Source organism: Synechococcus sp. PCC 7336, assembly GCF_000332275.1.
Taxonomy (GTDB): domain Bacteria; phylum Cyanobacteriota; class Cyanobacteriia; order Thermostichales; family PCC-7336; genus PCC-7336.
Window position 1 is genome coordinate 3,465,027 of the sequence record NZ_CM001776.1, and the last position, 4,306, is coordinate 3,469,332.

The window sequence follows — 4,306 nt, forward strand, 5'->3', positions numbered from 1 at the left end:
GTGTGCCTTGGCGGTCTCAGGTAGAATTGATTCAAATCTTGCCTCGGGGGGCTTGCTCAAATAACAATCATCACCGTCTTTTTCCTTAGCCGCTCAAACCCAGTATTTATCGGAGAAAATCACATCTAAAAAGTGAATCGTCTCTGACTCAATTATTGGCGCAGATAGTGGAGCTGCAAGTATTCCTGGAACAACAGGAGGAGCGTTCCCCGATTCCATTGCGGGCCCCTATGCGCCACCAATAGATCGGCCTTTGATCGGACAAGCCCTAGATTTTTCATGCGTAGCTGCGTCTTGCAGAATGATCCTCGCAGATCAAGGTGTGAATATCCCAGAAGCTTTTATTAGGGAAGCAGCTGGCGTAGACGCTGACGGTGCATTCCTGAGCGATCTCCCGCAAGCAATTACTAATTTAAGCAATATGGTTGAGGCTCCGAATTTAGCAAGTTTTGAATTTAACAATCAACAAACAATAGATCAACTCCAAGCAGCACTCAGTAATGGATCTGCAATAGTTAGTGTTAGTACAGACCTAACAGGAGGTTCACATGCTGTTGTAGTTGATAGAATTGAGGGTGGGAGTGTATTTGTCCGAGACCCTCTTCCAGTAGGTATAGGAACTTCACAAAGTATCCCGATTGCCGATTTTGCCACTTTCTTTACTGGGAATGTAGTTTCACGACTGTAAAGCAACATTCTTCCGCCAGCATAGAACTAGACAGTAGAATACTTTTGGTTCTATGTAAACCAATAATCTGCACAAGCTTCAGATGAACGATTTAATCATGTATGATATCTATCTAATCAAATTCCCAGAGTCAGATTACGAAAGTAGCGATCTAGATCTTCAATGTAAACCTGAAAATATACCTTGTTTCCTCGAACTCAATATGCCTGCTGAAGCGGTTGCCGATATCGAGGAGATGATTTCCCTAGGAGGAGGTAAAGGAATCATTGTCAAATCAGACTATCGTAGTCCTAAATTATCTCTGAGTGAAGTATTCTCAATTGCAAATATACATTTGAATAGGCAGGCAAAGAAAAATTTTCCATCCTATAGCTTTAGGGCAATACAATGCATCCGTTCTGAACCTATGTATTGGCTGTTCGGAAGTTTTTCAGAGCAGTTAATACATGAAGGACATAACCCTGGCGGTGTTACTGTAGCAATTGACAAGTTAGATGGACACATATGGACAGAGGAAGAAAAAAAGCTGGTTCTCGGCGAAGAATTCTTCTTTGAAGGAACTACTGAAAAGAGTATTGAAGAAATCTCGACAAGCTTTACAAGGCAGTTAGGACTTTCTAGAGAAAAGATACAAAATCATAGAAATGAAATTCAACTTTATCATAAGGGACTCAAAGTTTGTATCTCCCAGCATAACTATCCAAAGCTGATCTTTAAGCAATATGGAATTACTCCAAGAATCCATATCTCGTTTAGAGTTAATCCTTCTGGGAATAAAGTGGCAAGGTCTTTGATGATTGAATTACTTGTCTCAATACTTGATTGTCCAGGAGATGGAATTCTACTTAGAGATAAAGGTTGTCTAATTTTGTTGGCAAAAAAAATATCAGGTAAATTGCTTTTATTTGAAAATAATGAAGCATGGATAAAAGCTATGGCTTCAAAGCTCTCAGAGCGTATTTAAGAAGTTCTTAAGCAGTCCAAGCAGTACCTGGAACAGGCACTAATCGTCTCACCGTCAGATGAGTCATTGTGACGAACAGTATGGTTTCATTAGTAGTCGGCAAGTATTCATAGTCTTTGCTTGAGCGGCGATATAGCGGTTTTCATTGGAGTGAGGTATAGTATGGCATCTGTAACGTTGTCATGGCAAAGCTTTTGATGTACCTCATTCATCCCCAAACCGCTATAATGACCAAACCACTCAAATATCGATCGCCAGTGACGACCTCGTCCAGATTTCAGTCTTTGGTTTGGATTTAATCGCTCAGTTGCAAGGCGATCGCAGTACCTTCTTCCATACCGATGGGTTGGGTAGCACTCGTGTCGTGACTGATGGCGACGGCACGGTCCACAGGAATTCGATTATTTGGCCTTTGGCGAGCTGCTAGGTGCTCGCAATGCCGAGCAGGTAGATAACTTATTCGCCGGAGAGCAGTTCGAGCAGGAGTTGGGGCTCTATTATTTACGCCAGCGCTATTACGACCCGAGTACGGGACGCTTTATCAGTCGCGATGCCTTCGAGGGCTTTATTACCAACCCGATTAGCCAGAACCGCTATCTCTATGCCAATGCCAACCCAGTCACCTACACAGATCCCAGCGGTTTCTTCAGCATTGGCAATGTCAGTGCTGCTTCAGTGGCTAGGGGAACGCTGAGTGTCATTTCAAGTCCGCAATTTTTGCTGGGTGCGGGGATTGGTGCTGGGGCACAGGTGACTGGCGACTTTGCTCGAGGAGAGCGCTCGACAGTATTGGGAGTTTTAGGGGCGGCAGCATTTGGGGGGTTGGGCTTTGTCTTCGGTCCGGCACTTGCTGGAGCCCTACTTAAGAGCGCTATTGGGACAGTGGGTCTTAGCTTGCTGGTCGCCAATGGTTTAGCAGATTCTTTCAATACGCTGCGAGCAGGATTGTCTAGTGGCGATCCTTTACGGGCATTTGCGGGTGTCACCTCTGCCCTTTTAGATTTCGGATTACTGGATGGTGCTCTCAACCCGCGCTCACTACTGCGCAATCCCTTGAGGGGGGCGAGAGGGTTTGCGCGATCGATTGGCGGGCTATCCGATAACATTGCTAGGCAAGGTGGCGATCTTGTCGATAACATCATCGGTGGAATCCTCGACAATGGCCGAGCTGTAGCAGATAGTATTGGTGGAAGTTTAGAGCCCAATAATCCAAGAAGCACAAGCTTCCCAAGGATTGACGATAGACTTGTATTGGACCAGGCAGATGCTCCAATTTTTCCTAATAGCGCGTGTGGCCCCACTGCGTGCGCAATGGTTTTGGATACAGCGGACTTAGATTTCGATGTAAGGCAGTTATCGATTGATAGTAATTTGACTGCTGGTGGAGCTGGTGCAGAGGACCTGGCATCAGCTCTTAGAAACAGTGGATTGAGTGATGCGCGTGCTCTATTTAATCAAAACTTGACGATTCTAGACAATGCAACATCTCCAAGCAACCCAGTCTAGACAATGCAACATCTCCAAGCAACCCAGCAATTGCATTATTAGATCTGGATCGAGGACCGCACTTTGTTGTTGTTGACGGGATTACGACAGTGCCAGGACAAGGGGCATTCGCAGCTATTAGAGAGCCCTCAGGTGGAAGGCAGTTCTTTACTCCAGCTGCAGAACTTTCGAGCCGATTTACAGGTACAGTGATTGTTACTAATCCACTCAGATGATTTTGAAGACTAATAATAAAGGAGTCGCATTATGTTTGATGAAACAAAGATTAATATTTTAAGGGAAGCCGGACTTTTGGTCTCTCCAATATCGGAAGGACCATACAAGGGCGGATACAGCATCGCTAAACCGGAAAAAGTACAGGGAAACAATAGAACAGGTTATCAGGGCTACTATGGTCCTGAGCAAATTTTAACGGATGCGCCTTGCTCGCGCTTATTGATCGAGAATAGAAAGTTATTATTTTCTGTGCGGGAATATGTCCCAGGCCCTGGCCCAGGTGACTTTCAAGAAGAATTTGAAGATATTGAGCTTTGTTTGAAAAGTATTTTAGACTATTATTTTGGCGATCCAACAAGGATGAACCCAAGAGAATATCTAGAAACCAGAAAAAGACCTTGATGAGGCTTTGAGAGGCAGTGAGTAGCTACTAGGGTGGTCACCTACCCACGCGAAAATACCCTCAACTCCCTACATCTTTACCTCCGAAGCTAATACGTAACGAAGTTCTGCTACGACCTCAGCGATCGCCTGGTAGAAACGATCTTTGCTGACGATACCCCTGAAGATTCATCGGATAACCTGCGCAGCATTACCCTCTGCGATCGCGTCGGTCGTTTGCGCGCTCAAATCGACGCGGGTGGCAACGTGCTCCATTACGTTTACGACGAAGTGGGTCGCCTCACCGAAACGATCTATCCGACAGAATCCGATTCTCTCGAACAGTTACTGGAGGCGATCGCCCCCGGCCAAACCCTCGATGCGGTCGATTGGACCCAGGTGGTTTACCCCGACGCCGCGCCAGCCTACCTCGCCGATAACCCCCGCATCAAAACGGACTATTTCAACAACGACCGCGTCCAATCTCAAACCGACCAACTGAGCAATACCACCGAATTCCGCTACGACGCCCTCGGTCGCCTCACCGAAAC

At 45.9% G+C, this 4,306-nt stretch carries 5 protein-coding genes; all 5 read left to right on the forward strand.

Features of this window, described 5'->3' with window-relative positions; genetic code table 11:
• Nucleotides 1-253: 253 nt before the first annotated feature.
• Nucleotides 254-688 (forward strand): cysteine peptidase family C39 domain-containing protein, encoded by a 435-nt coding sequence (locus SYN7336_RS16640; protein ID WP_071590797.1) that lies wholly within the window; start codon nucleotides 254-256, stop codon nucleotides 686-688.
• 82 nt (nucleotides 689-770) lie between these two features.
• Entirely contained in the window at nucleotides 771-1,652 is an 882-nt protein-coding gene (locus SYN7336_RS16645; RefSeq protein WP_017327082.1) for a hypothetical protein, read from the forward strand.
• Between the two features lie 405 nt (nucleotides 1,653-2,057).
• On the forward strand, nucleotides 2,058-3,158 hold the full coding sequence (locus SYN7336_RS32395; RefSeq protein WP_017327083.1) for an RHS repeat-associated core domain-containing protein: 1,101 nt from the start codon (nucleotides 2,058-2,060) through the stop codon (nucleotides 3,156-3,158).
• Nucleotides 3,159-3,404: 246 nt separating this feature from the next.
• Nucleotides 3,405-3,776: a hypothetical protein gene (locus SYN7336_RS31065; RefSeq protein WP_156820192.1), complete on the forward strand. Its 372-nt coding sequence runs from the start codon at nucleotides 3,405-3,407 to the stop codon at nucleotides 3,774-3,776.
• Nucleotides 3,777-3,992: 216 nt separating this feature from the next.
• Nucleotides 3,993-4,306, forward strand: a 314-nt coding sequence (locus tag SYN7336_RS32400; protein ID WP_038026052.1) for an RHS repeat domain-containing protein, incomplete at its 3' end; no start/stop codon positions are given.

What these genes read in the sequence shown, in the direction of transcription:
- SYN7336_RS16645 (WP_017327082.1), top strand. Translation starts at nt 771, where the DNA reads ATGAACGATTTAATCATGTATGATATCTATCTAATCAAATTCCCAGAG.
- SYN7336_RS31065 (WP_156820192.1), top strand. Translation starts at nt 3,405, where the DNA reads ATGTTTGATGAAACAAAGATTAATATTTTAAGGGAAGCCGGACTTTTG.